Source organism: Marinomonas phycocola, from assembly GCF_047525455.1.
In the GTDB taxonomy this organism is placed as follows: Bacteria; Pseudomonadota; Gammaproteobacteria; order Pseudomonadales; family Marinomonadaceae; genus Marinomonas.
Genome location: NZ_JBLIXL010000010.1, coordinates 1 through 18,088 on the forward strand (window position 1 = coordinate 1; position 18,088 = coordinate 18,088).

Here is an 18,088-nt window from a genome sequence, read left to right on the forward strand (position 1 = left end):
TGTTATAAACAGTCTGTAAGTTACTCATCGTATTACCATTTTTCTAGATAATTAATGATAATCTCTTATTGAGGGTGAGTAACTTACTCCTTTCACCTTATTTTCCAAATGCACCACGGGTAAAAATAATACTAAAGTCTCAAAAAAAGCTGTCGATACGATTAGGATTTGTTGAGAATTTTAAGTTAGATCAATGAAATATCTTCTACAGATACATAATTATGTCACTTATTTTACGCCAAACGGATTTAGCGTTTTATCTTCTTTAAGAGGTTAAGATGCGCCAAGAAAGTCCTTCTCAGGCGGTGAGCTTACTGCGTAAAGCCGTCCCTTTGATGATCAAACTGAAAATTGCACCAACACCATATAATTATGGTATTTGGTATACCTACGTTTCCAATCGAAATAAAAAACTTAATCACATGATGGACTCGACCATTCAAAAGCTTGGAAGCTTACCCGACTTTGTTTCAAAAGAGCTCTTTCAAGAATTCATTTTGGATGAGGATTTAAAAGTTAATCATGGGCAAATAAATCAACTAGATAGCATGATAGGGACGATAGAAACCAGCTCAGAGAAAATGAATCAGGAGCTAGAAGCACTTAATAGTTCACTAGAAAAAACAAAAAAAGCGTTAAAAAGTCACAATCGAATGGAGAATATCAAAAAAATCATTCACTATCTTGAAGTTGATTCAAAAAAAGCCTCAGATCAAACTCACCTTTTTCAAGAAAGCTTACAAGAAGTACAGCATCAGATTACTTCATTAAAGAGAGAAATCGATCAAGCCAAAAAAAGCTCTGACACCGACCCCGTTACAGGGTTATTAAACAATCGGGGCTTAGAAAGACACCTATTTTCATGGATCAATACGGCGGAAGATGACCTCTCCATAATCTTAATTGATATTGACGACCTTTCGCGTATCAATAAAAAGTATGGTAAAAAAGTCGGCACAGCTATCATTCGCTTTTTGGGCCAATTTCTACAAAGTAAAAATATTGAAAATAGCGTTACCGCACGCCTTGAGGGAGGGACTTTCGCCATTTTGGTTTGTGAAGAAAGCCTCAGTTTTAACTCACAGCTTGCCGAACAGATCCGCCTTCAAGTTGAAAGGCAAGTCATTCGCACAAAGAGAACACAAGAACCTCTATCTACTTTAACTGTATCTATTGGTATTGCCACATTGGTTGGACAAGAGCTTGGTGAACATCTTTTGGAACGGGCAAAAGATAATCTAATCCACGCAAAAGACAAAGGAGGAAATCAAGTATCAATAAATTAACAAATTAACAAATTAACAAATTAACAAATTAACAAATTAACAAATTAACAAGGATTGCCGATTTTAATTGGCAATCAGCTTCAAACGAAAATTTTATATAAAAAAGCAGGACAACATGGAAGAACAACACATTACCCACTTTGAAGTAAGAGACTACGAATGCGACATTCAAGGAATTGTAAATAACTCTGTTTATCAGAATTATTTAGAACACGCTCGTCATAAATTTCTCAAGAGTAAAGGCGTTAATTTTACTAAACTTGCTATGAATAACATTAACTTGGTCGTTATTAGAGCGGAAATAGATTACAAATCTCCACTGGTCAGCCAAGATGAGTTTGTTGTGACCACTCACGTGGAGAAACTGAGCAAAATTAAATTTTGTTTTCATCAAACCATCACCCGTCCTAGCGACAGCCGCACCATTGTTCAAGCAATAGTAACAGGCACATCCATTAATGAAAAAGGCAGACCAATTCGTTTCACGGGCTTAGATGATTTAGTTTAAGATCTGACACTCCTTCTATTAAATCTGTAAATAACAAAAATTTGGACTTCCTTATCGTTATTTACAGTTTTCAAATTTTCTCCCTTTTAAATACCTTTTTGAAAAATCTACTCTTAATTTGACTCCCTTGACTTTAAAAGTCAAAAAGAATACGATTTATCAACCTATCAATCGATAGATATATTCCATTTAACAAAGAGAACAATATCATGAGCAATAAAGGACTGGTTATTATTGCTGGAGTGGGCACTGGGTTAGGCCAATCTCTTATGGCAACATTTCAAGAAAACGGCTACACCGTCATTGGTCTCAATCGATCCCTAAATGAAACGTTAGAAGCATTTGATATTAGACAATGTGACTTAGCCAATGCACAGCAAACCAAAGACATTATTAGCGCCTTAATTACCGAATTTGGTACGCCTAAGGTTGTCGTTCACAACACGGCTCAACTTGTTATTCAGCCTTTCTTGCACACCACAACAGATGATTTCCAATCATGTTGGCAATCTATGACATTAAGCGCCGTAAATCTCACCCATGCTGTTATTCCTGATATGCAAGAAGTAAACGAAGGGTGTTTTATCGTATCGGGCGCAACGGCCAGCATAAGAGGTGGCGCAAATTTTTCTGCGTTTGCCTCCGCAAAATTCGCCCTAAGAGGATTCACTCAGTCCTTAGCTAGAGAGTTCCAGACAGATGGTATTCATGTCGTACACGCCATTTTAGATGGCATCGTTGATACAGAAAACAGTCGGAAATTGCATACACTTCATCCAGACAGCATGATGGAACCCAATGATATCGCCCAAATGTATTTGCAATTAAGCCAACAACCTCAATCCATTTGGACACACGAATTAGACCTCAGGCCAAGCAGCGAGAAATTTTAATGCATTCTTCAGTCGCAATTATTGGTGGCGGTTTATCAGGGTTAATGCTTGCCCTACACCTACAAGAAAAGGGCATCGACTACCAATTGTATGAATCACGAAGCCGATATGGTGGTCGTATTAAATCATTAAAAACGGGGACATCAGGCATTGACCTTGGCCCTTCCTGGTTTTGGCCAGGACAGTATAGAATGGAAAAATTAACACAATCCTTATCTCTCGGTGTCTTTGAACAATATTCAATCGGAGAATTACTTTATGAAGATGAACGTGCTCAAGTGCATAGAGGAATGGGACATGCCTCTATGCAAGGCTCATATAGAATTGAAGGCGGGGTTAGCGCTCTGATTGAAAAACTCAGACAATCTTTACCCAATGAGAAGCTTCACACAAACACTCATGTCGATAAGATTGAGCAATCTGGTCAATTACACTTTTCCAATGGCAAACAGCATTCTGCCGATTACATTGTGTTAGCCATCCCTCCAAGAGTCATTGCCGATCTGACTTTTTCGCCACAATTAGACAAAGAGAAATTAAATGCCTTAGAAAATATTCCTACTTGGATGGGGGGACAAGCAAAATTTGTCGCCACCTATGACACTCCCTTTTGGCGTCAGGAAGGCCTATCAGGTGATGCCATAAGTCGCCGAGGGCCAATGATTGAAATACACGATGCCTCTTCTATTACTGGTACGCCTGCGGCATTATTTGGTTTTGTTGGTATTCCCGCATCCGCTCGCATCAATCACCAAGAAGAAATAAAACAAGCATCACTACATCAGTTAAGCAGGCTTTTTGGTGAACAAGCCCTAACGCCTATCTCATACCAATTACAGGACTGGGCAACGGAACCACAAAGTGCCAGCAACCTGGACTTACAACCTTTGTATCATCACCCAGAATATGGTTTGCCGACCACCTTGAGTTCTGTCTGGGAAGAGAAAATTTTATTGGGGGCCACCGAGTTTACCAATGATTGCGGTGGCTACATGGAAGGCGCTCTAGCCAGAGCAGAAGAGCTTTCACTTCTACTAACGCAAAAACTAATCAATAAACATATAAAAAATTGAAAAACGAAAGAGTGCTCCCATCCAAAGGCATGCACTCTTCCATCAAGCAATGTCATATTTAATCAATAGAACCCACACCATGAGATTCGCATTCCATAAATATCAGCCCTCAATTTCGAGACAATCCACCACTAAAGACGCAACCGCAAGGTCTTGCGCCCCTATTCCAGTAAGATCCACCACAGAAATACCAGCTTGCTGGAAATTCATGTTCGGATACTTCCCTGCTAATACATCACCAAAAGCAATGGCACCGTTTTCTTCAATCGCTTGCGCCGTAACCGCCGCGCCGAAGTCGCCATGATGCAAACACTGTTCGTGGTTATCCGTAATAACAATGCTCGCTTTAGCAAAGACAGAAGGCGCGATTTCGCTCTTACCAGGGCTGTCAGCGCCAATTGCAACAATATGCAATGATTCGGGTAGATCATCCGCCGTTACTAACGCGGTTGTTGATGGCGTTGCTGTGATCAGTATTTGACTGGCATGGCACACCCCTTTCACGGTATCCATTGGCGTCGCCAATACATTCAACTCTTCAGCAAGTGTGTCGCAAAATGCTTTGCTCTTCTCGAATGATCGACCCAACACCGCAACACGTTGTAACCCCAATATGTTACTGATTAGTTTTACTTGTAAATACGCTTGGTCCCCTGTTCCAATCACACCCAAACAGTCTGTTTGTTTAACGGGTTTAAGCGACGCAGCTAACGCGCCAGCCGCCGCCGTTCTAATTTGCGTTAACCAACCTTCATCTTGCAAAAGTGCGATTGGGTACCCCGTTTTTGCAGACATAACCAGCATGAGCCCACTGTTTGCAGGCAACCCATTGGCAACGCTTTGATAGAACCCTGCCGCCACTTTAATAACAAAGTACGGATGAGCTCGTTTTTGAGCCGCTTTTACATGACAATCACCAATAAACTCATCTTGCGAATCTTTAAACAAAATTTGCATTGGCTGAGTCTGTTCAATCATGCCTGAGAATAATCAATAAATGCCTGAGAATAATCAATAAATGCCTGACGTACTGCATCGATTGGGGATGCGGCATTCAGTTCTGAGTGCTTTTTAGTCGATAACGCGTCCATAATTTCTGTTAACGATACAATACGCATAGCTGTTCCTTGATTAACCCATCACACTGTTTTCTTGAAGTCGCTATAATGGGATTCAAAGTGTTGACGCATCGCCTTTATACCGTCTTTAAACACTTCATCTCGCCCAAAACCAATACGAAAACGGTCTTGCGATACTGCCGATAAATCAGACCTATAAATCGATGCAGGTAGCAGCAGCACGCCACTGTCTTCCAATAAAAATCGACAAAAAACCTCAACGTTTTCTGGGCCGATATAACGAGGAAAAGCCACACATCCACCTTTTGGTCTTTGCCATTCCACCAGACCGGAAAATTCATCAAAGAGCGCTTCCAGTAACAGAACATTGCGCTTCATTAGAGTTCGATTACGAGCAAAAATCGTGTCTCTATTTTTTAGAGCAATCAGGGCCAATGCTTCAGACGGTGCCGAATTACAAATAGACAAAAAGTGTTTATACCGCTCAACCTTTTGCAATAGATCTTGATCTTGAGAAGCAATCCAACCAATACGCAAACCCGGCAAGCCATAGGCTTTTGACACCACATTCAAAGAGATGCCTTTTTCATAAAGATTAGCAATCTGTGGCATTTGATCTGACTCATCGAGCTCCACTCCACGATAAACTTCATCAGACAAGATATAAATCCCATGCTCCCTACACAGCACAATCAGCTCATGCATTTCAGCGTTACTGATCAGCATACCTGTTGGATTATGAGGGAAGTTTAAAGACAATAGTTTTGTATTAGGCTGAATAGCGCATTTAATGGCATCCATGTCCAAAAACCACCCTTTTTGCCCTTCTGTGTTTTGAGTCAGTAATGGAACACCCGTTACTTCGCAAATAGATAAAGGCACGGTTTCAGCGCTTTGATAATTGGGTGTCGGTACAATTGCGTGATCTTCAGGCCCTAATAAGCACTTTGACACACTGTAGATACCTTCCCCGGCACCAGCCAAACAAAGAATGTTCTTTGCTTCTATTGTTGATGATATTTGTTCACCTTCCATAGCGTAAGTTTTAGCAATTTCTTCTCTTAACGCTGGCGCTCCCCACGTCTCGGTATACCCAAGCCAAAGGTTATTGAATGCCGCCTTTTCTTCTTCACTTGCCATAGAAAGCAGCTCATCAAGGGTCATACTCTCCAGATCCGATGCCGTCATATGGTGTTTCGCAGCGAACTCCCATTCAGAAAAAAAGACTTCAAGACTAAAGTCACGCATTGGTTGTTTCTTTATTAGCATTATGGTCACCTTTCTGTAAGTGAGTTAATCTTGTTTGACGGCTTTTAATAGCTGATAAAAACTGGCCCTAGATATACTCAACGCCTCTGTTACGTAATCGGAAGACCCTCTTGAAAGAAAGATATCCGCGTCATTCAGTGCTTTTATGATGGCGAAACGATCCGTTTTTTTACAATGGGACAGCGCGACTTTTCGCTCTGATAAAGTATTGGCAATAACACGATTGGCCATTTCGCGCCAGTCATTTTTTAAAATAGGTTGGTCTTCGATGACAGAGGATGAGATTAAACGTTGTAAATGGCGCGATGCGAGCTCTAGCCCGTCGACTCTCATGTTAAGGCACATAAGTCCAATTGGCTGTCCATCGTCATCTCGTATCAGCAGCGAAAGCGATTTTAGCTTACTACCATCGGGATTGAATTTTACATAAGGGCCAATTAGACCATCATCATTCATCTCATTTTCGTAGTTTTCGGTGTCTAGGAGAGAGTCGTCGCCAACACGACGAGCAGTAAACGCATTTTCAATATAATGAATGCGATTTTCGATTAGATTATGTATTACGACTTCCGTTAGGTCTGGAAAAAATACACGGTATGAATGGGCGACTAACATGTATCGGTCAAGTATTTTTTGCATAAAAATTAGACTTAATGTATATATATATACTTTTATTCTACTTATGTTTTTATGACAACACAAACTAAAATCATAAAAAAAGGCATTTACTCTCTTTACTGGGTAAATGCCTTTTGAGCTAAACCGCATTCATTGAATCACAGAAATAATTAGCCTTAGATCGGATCAAGTTTATGAAAGAGACCAGAGAGAGGGAAACTAAAAAGATGGAGTGTGTTATTTATAATACATTCCTAATAAGATTCAAAGTAACAAGGTGGTAATTCACCTTTGACCCTATTTATCTTATATCCAGTTCATTTGAATGATAATATCCCATTAAATGTCATTCACTGTCTCCGATCACTTTTTAACGTTTCTCTCAGGTTAATTCATTTTTAAAAACATACTGTGTTTTAGAACGGTGAAAGCCTACTTTTTGATAAAATTGATGTGCCCCTTCTCGTTTAGCGTTGCATCTTACCCGTAGCTCAGATTCTTCTATATTACATTCATGATGAACAAACTCAATCAACCGTCGGCCAATGCCTTTTTTTCTCATTGTAAGGTCAACAACAAGCCCTCCAATTTCAAAAAAATGGGCAGATGCTACACGATTCGCCTGGAACACATGAATCCACCCAAGTACAACGTTGGATTCTTCATACACCCAAACCCAATCAGTGTTTGAATCCAGCAGACATTGTAGCCTTTTATCCGCAATGTCTTGTAATGGCTGCGCGTAACCAAGATGGACAGACAAAGCGTTAATTGCAGGTGAATCACTCAATATAGCCATTCGTATTTTAGTCAATTTGACCTCCTCTATGTCACCGAATCCAAGCTACCTAATAAGGCTATTGATGCATTACTGTACAATTGTGCATTTCTTTTATAGTAGGGTTCAGTTTAGCCTGAAAAACCCTTTATCTATTACAAAAGCTCTTATTTTCCTTACAGTACAATTAAAAAATTAACCCACCTAATGATGTTTTACACCTTTTATTTCGATAGGCTCATCCTACGGTTACAATATATCGCTGTTTACATGGCTAAATAGAGCCTTATTTGATTTTCTTAAGGATTATGGAAAAGCACGCTTGATCATTACTACTGACTAAACGTCATTGCGTTTCTTCTACAGCCGAATCCAGTTGTGATGATATTTTTTTTGACGTTTACGCTGGTACCGCTCGCTCTGATGGGAACTATGATGAGAAATTTCTTGGTCGATATTTTGACCAAAGCTTTCCACATATGAAAAGCAAAGACGACGATTCAAATGACTTCATTATTTAATACGCATTCATAAACATGCTTCCGCATGAGTGTCTCGGCATTCTAACATGTTACGGGGGCGTACTATGTAACCGTCTCCCTTAAAATAGATTGTGCATTGAAACACCCCCCTAACCACGTTATTCCAAAGGAATCATTTTACACTAAGAGAAATTCTTACTTGAGCAACGGCGCTATCCCATATAAAGTCACGGATTAAATTTTTAAACACACGTTTACCGAGCGAGCATTATGTCAAAAGTCTTTTTATTAATCATTATTGTAGTTGTTGCCTTCTTCTTTTATAACAAAACGAAAAAGAACAAAGAAATGGCCATTGAAAATGCCAGAGCAGGCAGCGCTTTCCTTGAAGAGAATAAAAAAGACCCAACCATAGTCACCACGGAATCAGGTCTGCAATTCAAAATACTAACATCGGGCACGGGTTCAACACATCCAAAAGCCAGTGATCAAGTGAAAGTCCATTATCATGGAACATTAATTGATGGCAGTGTTTTCGATAGCTCAGTAGATCGCGACGAACCCATTACCTTTGGATTAAACCAAGTCATCGCAGGCTGGACAGAAGGAGTTCAGTTGATGGTAGAAGGTGAGAAACGACGTTTCTACATCCCAAGCCACCTTGCATACGGTGAAAACTCAACGGGGATTATCACCGCAGGCTCAACGCTGATCTTTGATGTGGAGTTGCTGAAAATCAACCCTGAGTAATAGGCTACCTACATTAGTGCTTAAATGCTTAGTTAAGCACCATACAAAAAAATGCCCTTATGATTACATCGTAAGGGCATTTTTGATTTTAAGTTTAGCTGCGACACACAGACTAAAATGCCTTACGTAATCAATGATTTTAAAAGAAGATATAGGGAAATTTTCGAGACTAGCCAGTTTGAAGCGAAAAGCTCAAGAAAAAGTCATATGGAAAGAGATAGAGAGAAAAAGCATAAACAACAGACGAAAAAAAAGACGCCTTAAGACGTCTTTTTTAAAATTTGGCGGTGAGCAAGAGATTCGAACTCTTGATGCCTTTCGACATACACGCTTTCCAGGCGTGCTCCTTCGGCCACTCGGACAGCTCACCAGTACGGCCTACTCAATAAAGAGTGCGCGTATAATAAGTACGAAGTAATTGAAAAGCAAGCACTTTATCACTGAATTATTTTTTTATTCACTAAGCCCATGTTACCCGTGATTGAATGCCTGTGTCTTCTACATAAGGTTTTACTTCTGTGCTTTGACCAACATAAATAAAGCCGACTATTTGATCGTTACTTTGAAGACCTAATAAAGATTTCGTTATATCACTGTGAGCAACAGGGCCTGTACGCCAAATAGCACCGTATCCCAAAGATTCCAAACCTAGCAATACTTGTTGACAGGATGCCGCCACCGCCATTATTTGTTCAATAGTAGGGACCTTAGGATGAGTATCTATACTCGCATAAGCCATTAATACTGCAGGGGCACGCTGCGCTTTTTTAATGAAGCTCTCTCTTTTACTTTCTGGTAATTCACTGACTTCAGATTTGGCACACTGCCAATAACATTCGCCTAATTTATCTCTGGAATCCCCTTCAAAAATTCGAAAACGCCATGGTTTGATTCCAGCATGATCCGCCGCTCGACTGGCCGCATCAAGCACGTCAAGCCATTGCTCTTTTGTTGGCCCCTGCCCTGACAATTGATTTTGTGAAGCACGCATACGCATTGCTTGAATAATATCATTGCTCATATACACCCTTTTTATTTATTAATTGGCCATTATGGACTAAATTTAATGTTGGATATTGGCATATTGTAGCGATTTCCGCACGTTTATATGAGAGAACAACCTAATGGATAAATGGTTATTGTGGGACCTACTCGAAAGCGCTGCCATTTTATTTTTTATCGCAGGTTGTCTGATCTGGCGCACACTGGCACTTTATAGAAAGTCAAAAGCAAGAATCATTTAATGACCCTGAAACGAATAAGCTTGAAGACAATCATCTTAAAGCCAATGAGCACGCACAAAAAGAAGCAGATGGAGTTGCCCAATTAGAGCACTTATTACACGAGTCTGAAACCTGTGTGGATTTACTGAATAATGAACTTCATTCTGCAACAAAAGAAAATCGTGAATTGGCTCAGAAACTTACAGAAAAAAGCAGTGTGAGAGGGGAAGCACCTTCTAAGAGTAACGATGAGAGCTGACCACTCATCTTAACAACGAGATCATTAAATTAAAAAAAGAAATAAGTGACGCAAAAATAAATCTTTTAAATACCCCTGCACCCTATAATTACGATGCTATAAAAGAGCAATACGATGCAAAAAAATGGAGTGGGAAAGGCTGGAATTTGCTGATGCTGACTTGGAAAAGAAATATGCAAAAGCATTAGCAGAAAAGGAAGCAATGGATACTTAATCGCTTCCTTTTGCATAATCACAGTTTACAATGTCTACTGCCTAGTTAAACGATCATTATTTAATGTTACGTCATAAGATGCACGATATGGATTAATGTCTAGCCCACCACGCCTTACGTAACGAGCCGAGACCAATAGAGATTCAGGCTGACAGTGGCTCATAATGTCAATAAACATACGTTCAACACATTGCTCGTGAAAATCGGTATGCTCTCTAAAAGAAATAACATACTTCAGAAGAGATTCGTGATCAATCGCCTTGCCTTTGTATCCAATCTGCACAGAACCCCAATCAGGTTGACTGGTTACCGGGCAATTTGATTTCAGTAGATGGCTTACTAGACTCTCTTCAACCACACCGTCATTTGCATCATCACTCTCAACAAGCTTCAATAATGATGAATCAGGATGATAAGCATTGATTTCAACATCAAGATCATCAATACAGTAATCAGGCTTAATAACAACCAGAGACTGAGTGGCATCAAGATCACGAATCATCACAGTCACTTCAGCTCCAGCGGCCTTTGTCAAATCATCAGTCAACAAGGCCACAACAGTGTCTTGATTTTCAAAAGACGTTTGATTAAACGAATTCAAATACAATTTGAAGGATTTTGATTCAATAATATTAGGCGAATTACATGGGAAACGAAACTCAGCTACCACTACAATAGGCTTGCCTTTTTGATCTAACCAAGACACTTCATAAGCATTCCAAATATCTTCCCCATAAAAAGGCAACTTTTCAGACTCTATGCCCATTTCAGACCACTTATCGACTCGCGGAATCGGAAACAATAAATCCACATCATAGTGAGAAACGTATTCAGTTTGTTGTCCTAAAGGTAATAATCCCATTTACTCTAACCTCAATTTCGAATGCCATGCCCACGGTCCAATAAATACAAACCGCAGCTGAACAATGCCACTATAAATGACACAATGATGAAAATAGCCCACGACACATTAATATCAGAAACACCAAGAATGCCAAAACGAAATGCATTCACCATATATAAAACTGGGTTTAACAATGATAAATTTTGCCAAACCTCTGATAACAGATCAATCGAATAAAATACACCACCAAGATAGGTCAACGGCGTCAATATAAAAGTAGGAACAATAGAGACGTCATCAAAACTTTTGGCGAACAAACCATTTATAAACCCTCCCAGTGAAAATAATACTGCCGTTAAAAAGACCACCAAAACAGTCACAAAGAGATTCTCAACTTGTAGCTGAGTGAAAAACAATGACAGAATAGTGACAATCAAACCTACAAGTAAGCCACGAACAACACCACCCAAAACGTACCCCATTAAAATCACCCAGTTAGGCGTTGGGGAAACTAACAACTCTTGGACACTGTGTTGAAATTTTGCAGAGAAAAAAGACGCTGAAACATTAGAGTACGAATTTGTAATAACAGACATCATGATCAAGCCAGGAACAATGTATTCCATGTAGCTAAATCCGCCCATTTCACCTATTCGTTTACCAATCAAATTACCAAAAATAGCAAAATACAATGTCATCGTAATCGCCGGCGGAAGTAAGGTTTGTGGCCAGATACGCATAAACCTACGAATTTCTCTACGAACAATGGTAAGAAACGCAATAAGTATTTCTGACTGATTCATTCTTTATCCTTAATTAATTTAACGAATAACTCTTCAAGGCGATTGGATTTATTTCTCATACTGATCACATTAATACCTTGTTCAGATAAATGGGAAAATACAGAATTAATAGATTGACCTTTGGACACTTCCACCTCAAAAGAATGCCCTTCGTTAATCCTCTTAATGGGATAACCATCGATAACAAAAGACGACGATATTTTTGCTTCAACATCAAAAATAAAGGTCTCCATGTTTAATGTTTTTAACAGAGATTTCACACTGGTATTTTCAATAATTTCACCGCGATTAATGATGGCTATATTACGACACAATTGCTCTGCTTCTTCTAAATAGTGCGTAGTTAAAATAATGGTTGTGCCTTGTTCATTAAGTTTTTTAATAAATTCCCACATTGAACGACGCAGCTCGATATCAACACCCGCGGTAGGTTCATCCAAAATCAGAACTTGAGGCTCATGTATCAGAGCTCTTGCAATCATTAGGCGCCTTTTCATTCCACCTGATAGCATTCGTGATTGGGTGTCTTTTTTGTCCCACAAATCCAATAATCTTAAATATTTTTCTGCTCTTTCAAAGGCCGAAGCTCTGTCTATTCCATAAAAACCTGCCTGTGTCACAACAATATTTAAAACCGTTTCAAACACATTAAAATTAAACTCTTGCGGAACAACGCCCAAATACTTTTTCGCTTTGGCAAAATCTTCATCTATGTCTACTCCGAAGATAGATACTTTACCTTCTGTTTTATTTATCAGTGAACATAAAATACCAATTGTGGTAGACTTACCCGCACCATTTGGCCCTAGCAATGCGAAGAAATCACCCTCCTCAACTTTTAAGTTAATGCCTTTGAGCGCTTCAAATCCGCTCTCATAACGCTTTTTAAGATCACTTATTTCTATTGCATGTGTCATAATCTATCTCAGCAGGCAAATTGCCCAGTTGTCCATCAATAATTAAACAGGTTTTTTAGTGAACTTACGTACCCAATATATTTTAGATTCATTCACTGAACTCAAAAAAAGAATGCTTGATCACGCCCCTTTCAACGCAGATTCACTGGCGGAAGAAGAGGCCGATTTTTTACAGAAATGGCAAGGTCTAATGGAAGAAACAGAATCACTCTCTCCTAACTACCTTTTTAATGCTCAAGAGCTATTAGCGAGACTTATTCGCTGCTACCCTAACCTTACCGTTCTTATTAAAAGAGAACTGCTCTGGTTTGTGGGAGGAGAATGCCTCCATTTCTTAGGCGATAAGGAATTGGACTTATATCAAAATTTTGAAGAAGCCGCTTATGAATATGAACAAAATGGAAAAGACTACGATATTGCAACCTTAATTAGCGCGTTACGCGATAAAAACGGAAGCACTAGCTCAACAACCCATTAAAATGATTGGCATAATTTGTTTTTAACAAACAAATTATGCCAACTATTACATTTTCTTAAACACAAGCGTTCCGTTTGTCCCACCAAAACCAAAAGAATTATTCAGTACTACATCAATTTTTCTTTTCTGTGGCGTTAATGGTACGAAATTCAAATCACAGCCATCACTTGGTTCTTCAAGATTAATCGTTGGTGGCGCAAGTTGGTCTCTAATAGATAAAATAGAAAAAATAGACTCAACAGCACCAGCAGCACCCAACAAATGCCCTATCATAGATTTGGTGGAACTAATAGACACATCAGAAGCATCTGCCCCCATTAGTGCCTTAACAGCATTACTTTCTGCTAAATCCCCAGCCATGGTCGATGTTCCATGAGCATTTATATAATCAACATCAACAGGGTCTATCTCTGCATCTTTTAGTGCTGATTTCATTGCAGATAACGCACCCACACCTCTTTCAGGTGGCGCTGTCATATGAAAAGCATCATCACTCATACCAAAGCCACTCAACTCCGCATAAATTTGCGCGCCTCGTGCTTTAGCATGTTCGTATTCTTCTAGTACTAAGATTCCAGCACCGTCTCCCATAACAAAACCATCGCGGTTTTTATCCCATGGACGACTCGCTGTTTTAGGATCATCATTACGTGTTGAAAGCGCTCTAGCTGCACCAAATCCGCCAATACCCAATGGAGTAATGGCCATTTCTGAACCGCCCGCAACCATTACATCAGCATCGCCATAAGCAATCATTCTGCCAGCCATACCAATATTATGAGTGCCAGTAGTACAAGCCGTGACAATGGAAATATTCGGACCTTTAAAACCAAACCGTATTGCGATATGACCAGAAATCATATTAATAATGGCGCCTGGTACAAAAAATGGAGAAATTCGTTTTGGACCCGACTCTTGTAACAATCCCACGTTTTTTTCTATCATCGGCAAACCACCGATACCAGAACCAATCGCACACCCTACTCTATTTAGATCAACGGTATTTTCATTCACTTGAGCATCATCTAAAGCTTGAACAGCCGCTGCGACACCGTATTGGATAAAAAGATCCATTTTTCTAGATTCTTTTGCAGTCATGTAAACAGATGAATCAAAATTAGATACCTGTGCAGCAAAACGAGTAGAGAATTGAAGTGCATCAAAAGCGACTATATCAGAAACACCGCTTTTTCCTTCAAGCACATTGTCCCAAGTCTCTTTAACATTATTGCCAAGAGGCGTCACCATTCCCATGCCTGTGACAACGACCCGACGACGTGACATATTTTTCTCCTAAACACGCAATTATGTTCAATCTTATTATAAAGAAGAAAAGCCGCTGTAAGAATTACAAGCGGCTTTCCTAAAAACTTATTGCACTATGAATTACAAGTTATCGTTGATGTAGTCAACTGCCGCTTGAACTGTAGTGATTTTTTCAGCTTCTTCATCAGGAATTTCAGTTTCAAATTCCTCTTCTAAAGCCATTACTAGTTCAACTGTATCAAGAGAATCGGCACCTAGATCATCAACAAAAGAGGCAGCTAACACTACTTCTTCTTCTTTAACACCAAGTTGTTCACAAACGATTTTTTTAACGCGTTCTTCAATGCTACTCATTAGAAGTTCCTACTATTATCATTATAAAGCTCAATTGAGCATGATTAATTGTTCAAATTCTTTAAAAGATTTTTCTCAATGAACCGGCTGGCTATTTTCGTTGATCTTTAAACAAAATTCAACCCAAATTACGTCATATACATGCCACCATTGACATGCAGCGTTTCACCAGTTATATACGCAGCACCTTCTGACGCCAAAAAGGCAACAGCGGATGCAATTTCTTGTGGTTGACCTAAACGAGATGCAGGCACTTTTTCTACTAACTTTGCTTTGTGCTCTTCTGGCAAGTCTTTTGTCATATCCGTTTCGATAAAACCAGGAGCAACACAGTTAACAGTAATGCCGCGAGATGCAATTTCTGCTGCCAAAGATCGACTAAACCCTTCAAGACCTGCTTTTGCAGCTGAGTAGTTTGCTTGACCAGCATTACCCATTGATCCGACAACAGAGCTGATTGAAATAATACGGCCAAATCGTGCTTTCGTCATGCCTCTCATGCAGGCTTTAGTGACACGGAAGACTGACGTTAAGTTTGTATTAAGAACTTGACTCCATTCATCATCTTTCATTCTAAGCATCAGATTATCACGCGTAATACCGGCGTTATTAACCAATATTGTAGGTGCACCAAAATCAGTTGTGATTTGCTTAATCACTGAATCAACCGATTCTGAAAAAGCCACATCCAAAACATATCCTCTTCCCACATTACCTAGTTCGCTGAGGTAACCAGAAATGCTTTGTGCGCCAGACTCGCTTGTTGCCGTTCCAATAACAATAGCACCTTGAGAAGCTAACTGCTGGGCAATTGCTTTACCAATACCGCGCGTTGCTCCAGTAACCAGAGCAACTTTTCCATCAAGACTCATATACGTCTCCGTCTTTAATTATTTTACAAAAATACTTTTATGTAAGCGTCTAAAACTAGGCATTATTCTTTTCTAACACAGCTGTAAGACCCTTCAGGTCACCAATACTGGCCGCGTCAAGCCCTGTAACAATACGCTTATTCAACCCACTCAGTACCTTACCCGGCCCACACTCAATTGTTTGAGTGACACCCAAGCTGGACATCAATGCTATAGATTGCGTCCATAAAACAGGTTCACTCAACTGAGTAATCAGATTTTTCTTTAGCAATGACGGATCTGAAACCGCCTCAGCAGTAACGTTTTGTATCAATTTACACAAAGGCGTTTTAAACTCAATATTTTCCAACTCTGCAGCTAGTTTTTCTCCAGCAGGCAACATCAGTTCGCAATGGGATGGAACACTAACAGGCAATGGCAATGCTCGTTTGGCACCTACCTCTTTCATCGCGACCATTGCAAAGTTGACGCTATCGGCTTCTCCCGCAATAACAACCTGCCCTGGCGAATTAAAATTCACCGCACTCACAACACCCTCTATGGATGCACACACCTCAACGACTTTAGCATCATCTAAACCAATAATCGCCGCCATAGCCCCCTTCCCAGCAGGTACAGCTTGCTGCATGTATTCACCGCGCAATCGAACCAAATTCACGGCATCTTTAAAATCTAATACGCCAGCACATACCAAAGCAGAGTATTCACCAAGACTGTGACCTGCAACGTATTCTGGCAACACGCCTTGCTGCTCTTGCCACAAGCGCCATAAAGCCACACTTGCAGTTAACAATGCAGGCTGAGTCTTATCTGTTTGTGCTAATAACTCTGCATTATTTTGAACCAAATCCCATAAATCGTAACCCAAAACATCAGATGCTTCTTGAAACGTCGCTTGAACAACCGCATGTTCAGCTGCGATATCAGACAACATGCCTAATTGTTGAGATCCTTGACCAGGAAAAACAAACGCTAACGTAGAATTCATTAAACAACCTCTTTTTTAATCTTGGCAGCAATTTTTTCACACAGATTATTTTTTGCCACATCAATACCATATTCAATGGCTCCGATTAGAGCAACCTCATCAGAGCCTCCATGTCCTTTAACCACATTACCATTCACACCAATTAAACATGCACCATGATGACGACCACCGCTAAATAGTGCATTAATAATTTGCTTATCATGAGCGGTACTTAACTGCTTGTTGATAAAAGATAACAGCCCTTCAGATGCTTTTAGAACGGCATTTCCAACCATTCCATCACATACAATGACATTTTTTTCCCCGGTAAAGATCTCATCACCCTCAGCATAACCCGCATAAATAGGCCACAATCTTGCACTGAGCGCTTGATCCGCTTCACGAATAACAGAGCTACCCTTACTGGATTCCACTCCAACATTTAATAACCCGACTTTCGCTTCCAGATCACTTTTAGATTCTATGTAGGCAGACCCTAAACAAGCAAAACCCTCAAGCATATTTGCTTGGCAGTGAACATTTGCGCCCAGATCAACCAAACAGCGAAAAGATGAACTCTCTAGCTCTCGAATAAGAGCTGGATACAGTTTTGGACGCACCAGCCCAAGAATAAAGCGAGACAATGCCACCATAACACCGGTATTACCCAAGGTAATAACAACATCAACTTCGCGTTGAGAAAGGCTTTTTAATGATTTGTATAATGTGGTTTCTTTTCTGCGAAACAAGGTTCTGTCAACGGTATCAGTTTGGAGTATAAAATCCGCACAAGAAATCGCATTAATATGTAAATGAGGTATAAAAGAAGAAAAGGAGTCGTGATAGTAGATTGATATATCCACATCATCGTATTTTTGAAGTACCTTCAACGCACTCTCAAAAGCAATGCGGGGACCTAAGTCCCCGCCCATAGCGTCTATAGCTACCCTAATCATATTGGGTATCTTAGTTACTCACCTTTAGGGGTGATAACTTGACGTCCACGGTAAAAACCATCTGCTGATACATGGTGACGACGGTGGATCTCACCTGTAGTTTGATCTACAGATAAAGTTGGTCCAGTCAATGCATCATGTGAACGACGTTGGCCGCGGCGTGAACGAGTCACTTTACTTTTTTGTACTGCCATTTTGG

Annotated in this window: 22 protein-coding genes and 1 tRNA gene; 7 read left to right on the forward strand and 16 right to left on the reverse strand. The window is 39.9% G+C overall.

What is annotated here, in order from left to right; translation table 11 throughout:
- Positions 1-278 precede the first annotated feature (278 nt).
- From ACMUMJ_RS09140 to ACMUMJ_RS09155, 4 genes are all read left to right on the forward strand, one after another.
- Positions 279-1,286, forward strand: a complete 1,008-nt coding sequence (locus ACMUMJ_RS09140) for a GGDEF domain-containing protein (RefSeq protein ID WP_414678528.1) — start codon at positions 279-281, stop codon at positions 1,284-1,286.
- Positions 1,287-1,401: 115 nt separating this feature from the next.
- Positions 1,402-1,794 (forward strand): acyl-CoA thioesterase, encoded by a 393-nt coding sequence (locus ACMUMJ_RS09145; protein ID WP_414678529.1) that lies wholly within the window; start codon positions 1,402-1,404, stop codon positions 1,792-1,794.
- A 209-nt stretch (positions 1,795-2,003) separates the two neighbouring features.
- A complete protein-coding gene (locus tag ACMUMJ_RS09150; protein WP_414678530.1) occupies positions 2,004-2,687 on the forward strand; it encodes an SDR family NAD(P)-dependent oxidoreductase in 684 nt (227 codons plus the stop codon).
- Positions 2,687-3,760: a flavin monoamine oxidase family protein gene (locus ACMUMJ_RS09155; protein ID WP_414678531.1), complete on the forward strand. Its 1,074-nt coding sequence runs from the start codon at positions 2,687-2,689 to the stop codon at positions 3,758-3,760. The genes ACMUMJ_RS09150 and ACMUMJ_RS09155 overlap by 1 nt, the downstream gene beginning before the upstream one ends.
- Before the next feature lie 102 nt (positions 3,761-3,862).
- Here ACMUMJ_RS09155 and ACMUMJ_RS09160 read toward each other — a convergent pair whose 3' ends face one another.
- The 5 genes from ACMUMJ_RS09160 to ACMUMJ_RS09180 all read right to left on the reverse strand — a co-directional run bounded on the left by ACMUMJ_RS09160 (position 3,863) and on the right by ACMUMJ_RS09180 (position 7,540).
- Positions 3,863-4,738, reverse strand: a complete 876-nt coding sequence (locus ACMUMJ_RS09160) for a Rossmann-fold NAD(P)-binding domain-containing protein (RefSeq protein ID WP_414678532.1) — start codon at positions 4,736-4,738, stop codon at positions 3,863-3,865.
- Complete coding sequence (locus ACMUMJ_RS09165; RefSeq protein WP_414678533.1) at positions 4,735-4,878, reverse strand: hypothetical protein; 144 nt, start codon at positions 4,876-4,878, stop codon at positions 4,735-4,737. The genes ACMUMJ_RS09160 and ACMUMJ_RS09165 overlap by 4 nt, the downstream gene beginning before the upstream one ends.
- 21 nt (positions 4,879-4,899) lie before the next feature.
- Complete coding sequence (locus ACMUMJ_RS09170; RefSeq protein ID WP_414678534.1) at positions 4,900-6,108, reverse strand: aminotransferase class I/II-fold pyridoxal phosphate-dependent enzyme; 1,209 nt, start codon at positions 6,106-6,108, stop codon at positions 4,900-4,902.
- 24 nt (positions 6,109-6,132) lie between these two features.
- Positions 6,133-6,747 carry a PAS domain-containing protein gene (locus ACMUMJ_RS09175; RefSeq protein ID WP_414678535.1) on the reverse strand — a complete coding sequence of 205 codons (615 nt, stop codon included), beginning with the start codon at positions 6,745-6,747 and terminating at the stop codon, positions 6,133-6,135.
- A 361-nt stretch (positions 6,748-7,108) separates the two neighbouring features.
- Positions 7,109-7,540: a GNAT family N-acetyltransferase gene (locus tag ACMUMJ_RS09180; RefSeq protein ID WP_414678536.1), complete on the reverse strand. Its 432-nt coding sequence runs from the start codon at positions 7,538-7,540 to the stop codon at positions 7,109-7,111.
- 716 nt (positions 7,541-8,256) lie between these two features.
- Here ACMUMJ_RS09180 and ACMUMJ_RS09185 point away from each other — a divergent pair.
- Positions 8,257-8,736, forward strand: coding sequence for an FKBP-type peptidyl-prolyl cis-trans isomerase (locus ACMUMJ_RS09185; RefSeq protein ID WP_414678537.1), 480 nt, complete (start codon positions 8,257-8,259; stop codon positions 8,734-8,736).
- Between the two features lie 282 nt (positions 8,737-9,018).
- Here the strand turns inward: ACMUMJ_RS09185 and ACMUMJ_RS09190 are convergent.
- Positions 9,019-9,106 (reverse strand) — tRNA-Ser (locus tag ACMUMJ_RS09190).
- A gap of 90 nt (positions 9,107-9,196) precedes the next feature.
- Entirely contained in the window at positions 9,197-9,757 is a 561-nt protein-coding gene (locus ACMUMJ_RS09195) for a nitroreductase family protein (RefSeq protein WP_414678538.1), read from the reverse strand.
- Positions 9,758-10,095: 338 nt separating this feature from the next.
- On the opposite strand from ACMUMJ_RS09195, the gene ACMUMJ_RS09200 reads away from it, so the two are divergent.
- Complete coding sequence (locus ACMUMJ_RS09200; RefSeq protein ID WP_414678539.1) at positions 10,096-10,218, forward strand: hypothetical protein; 123 nt, start codon at positions 10,096-10,098, stop codon at positions 10,216-10,218.
- A gap of 248 nt (positions 10,219-10,466) precedes the next feature.
- Here ACMUMJ_RS09200 and queF read toward each other — a convergent pair whose 3' ends face one another.
- Genes queF through ACMUMJ_RS09215 form a run of 3 tightly spaced genes read right to left on the reverse strand, consistent with a single transcriptional unit; the run spans position 10,467 to position 12,996 of the window.
- Positions 10,467-11,294, reverse strand: coding sequence for an NADPH-dependent 7-cyano-7-deazaguanine reductase QueF (gene queF / locus ACMUMJ_RS09205; protein WP_414678540.1), 828 nt, complete (start codon positions 11,292-11,294; stop codon positions 10,467-10,469).
- A gap of 11 nt (positions 11,295-11,305) precedes the next feature.
- Positions 11,306-12,079, reverse strand: coding sequence for an ABC transporter permease (locus ACMUMJ_RS09210; RefSeq protein WP_414678541.1), 774 nt, complete (start codon positions 12,077-12,079; stop codon positions 11,306-11,308).
- Positions 12,076-12,996, reverse strand: coding sequence for an ABC transporter ATP-binding protein (locus ACMUMJ_RS09215; protein WP_414678542.1), 921 nt, complete (start codon positions 12,994-12,996; stop codon positions 12,076-12,078). The genes ACMUMJ_RS09210 and ACMUMJ_RS09215 overlap by 4 nt, the downstream gene beginning before the upstream one ends.
- 58 nt (positions 12,997-13,054) lie before the next feature.
- Between ACMUMJ_RS09215 and ACMUMJ_RS09220 the strand changes: the two genes are divergently transcribed.
- A complete protein-coding gene (locus tag ACMUMJ_RS09220; RefSeq protein WP_414678544.1) occupies positions 13,055-13,474 on the forward strand; it encodes a PA2817 family protein in 420 nt (139 codons plus the stop codon).
- 45 nt (positions 13,475-13,519) lie between these two features.
- On the opposite strand, the gene fabF is transcribed toward ACMUMJ_RS09220, so the two are convergent.
- The 6 genes from fabF to rpmF form a co-directional block, all read right to left on the reverse strand.
- Positions 13,520-14,758 carry a beta-ketoacyl-ACP synthase II gene (fabF, locus tag ACMUMJ_RS09225; RefSeq protein ID WP_414678545.1) on the reverse strand — a complete coding sequence of 413 codons (1,239 nt, stop codon included), beginning with the start codon at positions 14,756-14,758 and terminating at the stop codon, positions 13,520-13,522.
- 102 nt (positions 14,759-14,860) lie between these two features.
- On the reverse strand, positions 14,861-15,094 hold the full coding sequence (acpP, locus tag ACMUMJ_RS09230; RefSeq protein WP_414678546.1) for an acyl carrier protein: 234 nt from the start codon (positions 15,092-15,094) through the stop codon (positions 14,861-14,863).
- A gap of 128 nt (positions 15,095-15,222) precedes the next feature.
- Positions 15,223-15,966 carry a 3-oxoacyl-ACP reductase FabG gene (gene fabG / locus ACMUMJ_RS09235; RefSeq protein ID WP_414678547.1) on the reverse strand — a complete coding sequence of 248 codons (744 nt, stop codon included), beginning with the start codon at positions 15,964-15,966 and terminating at the stop codon, positions 15,223-15,225.
- A gap of 55 nt (positions 15,967-16,021) precedes the next feature.
- Positions 16,022-16,954, reverse strand: coding sequence for an ACP S-malonyltransferase (fabD, locus tag ACMUMJ_RS09240; RefSeq protein ID WP_414678548.1), 933 nt, complete (start codon positions 16,952-16,954; stop codon positions 16,022-16,024).
- Positions 16,954-17,889 (reverse strand): fatty acid synthesis protein, encoded by a 936-nt coding sequence (locus ACMUMJ_RS09245; RefSeq protein ID WP_414678549.1) that lies wholly within the window; start codon positions 17,887-17,889, stop codon positions 16,954-16,956. The genes fabD and ACMUMJ_RS09245 overlap by 1 nt, the downstream gene beginning before the upstream one ends.
- Positions 17,890-17,903: 14 nt before the next feature.
- The gene (rpmF, locus tag ACMUMJ_RS09250) at positions 17,904-18,083 is read right to left on the reverse strand and encodes a 50S ribosomal protein L32 (RefSeq protein ID WP_414678550.1); all 180 of its coding nucleotides are present in this window, start codon (positions 18,081-18,083) and stop codon (positions 17,904-17,906) included.
- Positions 18,084-18,088: the final 5 nt, after the last annotated feature.